At 48.7% G+C, this 4140-nt stretch carries 3 protein-coding genes; all 3 read left to right on the top strand.

Annotation, left to right across the window (positions count from 1 at the left end):
* Positions 1-429 precede the first annotated feature (429 nt).
* Positions 430-1632 carry a YcjF family protein gene (locus tag MGMO_RS17160; protein WP_082458423.1) on the top strand — a complete coding sequence of 401 codons (1203 nt, stop codon included), beginning with the start codon at positions 430-432 and terminating at the stop codon, positions 1630-1632.
* Positions 1633-1634: 2 nt separating this feature from the next.
* The gene (locus MGMO_RS17155) at positions 1635-3170 is read left to right on the top strand and encodes a GTPase family protein (RefSeq protein ID WP_023496341.1); all 1536 of its coding nucleotides are present in this window, start codon (positions 1635-1637) and stop codon (positions 3168-3170) included.
* A 279-nt stretch (positions 3171-3449) separates the two neighbouring features.
* Positions 3450-3884 (top strand): cupin domain-containing protein, encoded by a 435-nt coding sequence (locus MGMO_RS17150; protein ID WP_023496339.1) that lies wholly within the window; start codon positions 3450-3452, stop codon positions 3882-3884.
* The last annotated feature ends 256 nt before the right edge of the window (positions 3885-4140 follow it).

The raw sequence follows: 4140 nt of genomic DNA, 5'->3' as shown, positions 1-4140 counted from the left end.
TTTAATGTCTGAACCGTTCGTGCTGAGCTTGTCGAAGCACATACCGCCTTTCGACAGGCTCAAGGCGAACGGAAACTTAATACTTCACAAGGCCGAATCAATAGTTAGCAATCCAGACAAGTTTTAGAAATAGTGAGCGTTGTTTGGGTTTCAACGAGCTTCTCGATTTATTCTTATCGAGTGCGTTCGTTTCATCTCCCACTAGATCACTTGCCTACATTACTAAGATACACACATAACTAAGCCGGGTCTGTGCGTCTGCGCACACAACAAATATACGCACAAATTGTTTGTGTAGGTATTAAGGTGTACCATTCAAAAGCCGTCTTGGGACATTTCGACATGGGTTATTAGCGGCTTTTCATTCAGGAATTATTCAATATTTAAAGAATGTGTGGGAGTCCCATCCTCTCAACAGCATAAGGAGTCATGATGGCCATTGCTGATCTTTGGCGTGAAAACGGAATGTGGACTCGATTGGGGAAAGCCCTGTTCAGCCCAAAACCTGAAGGGCTTGATTCTAAGGTTGAGCAAGTCAAACAGCAGTTGCCTGTGCCTGTTTTCTGGTTGTTAGGCAAAACCCAATCTGGGAAAACCTCCCTGATTCGGGCGTTGACAAGCAACAATATGGCTGAAATTGGCAACGGTTTTCAGCCGTGCACCAAAACATCGCGATTTTACGATTTTCCCTCGTCCAGCCATCCCATGATCCGCTTCCTCGACACCCGGGGGATAGGCGAAACCGCCTACGATCCGAGCGAAGATTTAGCCTGGTGCGCCGGACAGGCGCATTTGTTGCTGGTGGTGCTTCGCGCCCTGGATATGAACCAAGCCGAAGTGGTTTCTGCAGTGAAGGCGATTCACACGCAACACCCAAACTGGCCGATCATAGTGGTTCAAACGACACTTCACGAGGGCTATCCCACGTCCGGCTTAGGGCACATCCTGCCTTATCCATATCAGCAAGCACCGTTTCCTGCTGAAGTTCCCCATGCGCTGGCCCAAGTATTGCTGTATCAGCGCGATTGGTTCAAGCCGCTCCCGGTTCATTTTGTTCCTGTCGATTTCACCCAGGCAGAGGACGGTTTCGATCCTGTTGATTACGGCCTGGATGCTTTATGGGAGACCATCGAAGCAGTGCTACCGGAAGGAGTGATAGGATTGCTGCGTGGATCGGAACAGCATAAAGAGCTACTTGATTTTCATGCCCAGCAAGCACACCCGCACATTATCGGTTACGCGCTATTGAATACTGGAATGGGAGCAATTCCAATTCCCGCAATGGGCTTGTCGCTGGTGCTGGCGGTTCAGGCTAAGCTCTTCCACAGCATTGCGTCGATCTACGGGCTTAAACTGACCCGCAGGCTTTATGCCGAATTTTCTGCATTGTTAGGCACTGGGATCAGTGCAGGTCTGCTTGGACGTGAGCTGCTCAAACTAATCCCAGTTTATGGGTGGGCAGTGGCCGGGGCTTATTCCGGCGCTTTGACCTACGCACTGGGCAAGGTCTTTTGTGTCTATCTGTATGGTGTCGAACGTGGCGCTTTGCCTGATCGTGCTTCCTTGCAAAAGGTTTACGATGAAGCATTTGCCCATGCCCGTCAACTCCTTAAAACCAGGAGTGGAAATTAGCCATGCCCATCCAACCCACACGCTTTAGCATCATCCTAGGCCTGCTGTTATTGTTGCCTTGGTTGGCCATAATGGCGCTAGGGGTGCGTTGGTTGTGGGAACACGGTTTGCTCTTCTATGGCTTAGGAGTATTAACAGCATCCTTCTTATTGCTGATCAATTTATTACGCTGGCGAATCAAAAAGACAAAAGCGCTCGTTTTCGAGCCGATGGCGATTCCTCCCAACCCAAATTGGCCGGATACCGCCCAACCAGCCTGGGCGGCAATTGAACAACTGGCGAAAGCCTGGTCGAACCGAACTGACCTCTTTACTGATCAAGGCACATTACTGAAAATGAGTAACGAAGTGCTGATTACCGTTGCACGACAATTTCACGCCGATTCTAAACACCCGATCATGGAATTTCCTTTACCTTACCTTCTCAAATTGATCATGTTAGTCTGTGAGGATATTCAGCACGAGGTTTTAGACAAAATACCCGGCAGTCATGCCGTCAGTGTCGGCGATTTGATCCGTTATAAAAAATGGTATGACAAGGTGTCCACGCTGAAAGAAACTTTAGATGCAGGTTATTTTTTCATCAATTGGCCCGGCGCTGCGTTAGGCAAAGTACGTAGCGCACTTCTAGGAAAAGGCCTGAATTTAGTGACTGATGAATTACGCTTTCGTCTGGCCAATGCCTATATTCACAAACTGGGTTATTACGCCATCCAACTTTATAGTGGCCAACTTACCCTGGATGCAATCGAACCGACCGAGACATTGACGCGCTACGCACAACAGGATCGAGACCAAGCTGAGCGAGTTGCAAAATCGGTGGAACCTTTGCGTATCCTTATTCTAGGACAGGTTAGCGCCGGTAAATCCAGCCTGATCAATGCCCTGTTTGGAGAAACCAAAAGCGCGGAAGGCCTGTTGCCCACCACACCCGAAATCACGCCCTATGTGCTGGAGCGTGACGGCTTGCAACAGGCCATTGTGCTGGACAGCCCAGGCTATGGCGGTTTGAAGCACGATAAGGTGCCCCTTGCGTTAAAGCAGGAATGGGCTAAAGTGGATGTGATATTGATGGTTTGTAATGCTGCGCAAGCTGCACGGCAGGCAGACGTCGAAGAGCTGGATGCTATCCAACGCTACTTTCGGGAAGAACGCCAAAACCAAGCCTTGCCAGTCATCCTCGCTGTAGCCACTCAAATTGACCGCCTGCGCCCTGTGCGGGAATGGCAACCGCCTTATAACATCCAAGACCCCAAACGCCCTAAGGAACACAGTATCCATCAGGCCTGTGAAGCTATCGCCCAGGACTTGACTTTGCCAATCGAACATATAGTCCCGGTTTGCATGGCGTCGGAACATACCGCCTACAATATAGAAGAGGGTCTCATCCCCTTGATTTATGACCAGCTCAACGAAGCCCATCGGGTGCGTTACTTACGCTGCTTACGCCACCAGCAGGACATTAGTTACTGGCAACACTGGAGGCAACAAGCCATCCAAGCCGGACAGCTTATCCTTAAGCTTGGCATGAAACCGTGAGTTTTTACTCCAACTTGTGGAGCCTAAATTCTGCCCATGCAATACCAATGATACTATTGATTCGGCCTTGTGAAGTATTAAGTTTCCGTTCGCCTTGAGCCTGTCGAAAGGCGGTGTGTGCTTCGACAAGCTCAGCACGAACGGTTCAGACATTAAAAGGCCGAATCTATAGATACCCTTCGTCCTGAGTCCTTCGATATATCCAGAAAAATCATGTCGAAGGACTCCACAGACCTTCCGAAATAACGTACTTTGGCATTCACACAGGAGAAAAACCCGATGAACACTCAACATCCTGATCTAAAAGACAGTCTTTTACATAAAATTGCAAGAAACCCTGCCCGTTTTTTTATTGCTGTCGCACTCATATTGCTGTTGTTTTTTGTCGTTGAAGCGGTTTCTGCGGATGAAGGCAAGCCTGGGTTGATTCGGACAACACTGTTGGAAAACCCCGTCGAACTCCCCAGCAAAAATATCAACGCCAAAGTTATTCGGGTAACCTTTCCGCCGCATTATAAAACCCCGTGGCATACCCATGAGGGCCCAGGCCCGCGTTATGTGGTGCGCGGTAAATTTGAAGTGACCGATAATGGAATGGTTAAAACATATTCCACCGGCGAAGTGTTCTGGGAAACGGGCAAGTTAATGGCGGTTGAAAATGTAGATACCAAAACAGCGGAGTTGATTATTTTTGAGATGGCCCCTTCCCGATAAGGACGGGACTTTGGAATTTCCTAAATTAAGTCTGAACTTTTCATCAGGCTTAAAACAACAGGGCGTTCTTTTCATTAAGCCAATTCTAATAGCTTGCAAGTTTCCAGCGTTTTTGTGCGACACAACTAGCCGTTTTACAGAGGAATCTATATGACCGATACCGCTATCCGCGAAACAGTGCAAGACTATTATGGGAAAGTCCTGCAATCCAGCCAGGACTTGAAGACCAGCGCCTGTTGCACCTTGGATGCCATGC

Source organism: Methyloglobulus morosus KoM1, from assembly GCF_000496735.2.
In the GTDB taxonomy this organism is placed as follows: Bacteria; Pseudomonadota; Gammaproteobacteria; order Methylococcales; family Methylomonadaceae; genus Methyloglobulus; species Methyloglobulus morosus.
The sequence above is the reverse complement of the archived record's forward strand: the minus strand, read 5'-3'. Positions and strand labels throughout refer to the sequence as shown.

What these genes read in the sequence shown, in the direction of transcription:
- MGMO_RS17160 (WP_082458423.1), top strand. Translation starts at nt 430, where the DNA reads ATGATGGCCATTGCTGATCTTTGGCGTGAAAACGGAATGTGGACTCGA.
- MGMO_RS17150 (WP_023496339.1), top strand. Translation starts at nt 3,450, where the DNA reads ATGAACACTCAACATCCTGATCTAAAAGACAGTCTTTTACATAAAATT.
- MGMO_RS17155 (WP_023496341.1), top strand. Translation starts at nt 1,635, where the DNA reads ATGCCCATCCAACCCACACGCTTTAGCATCATCCTAGGCCTGCTGTTA.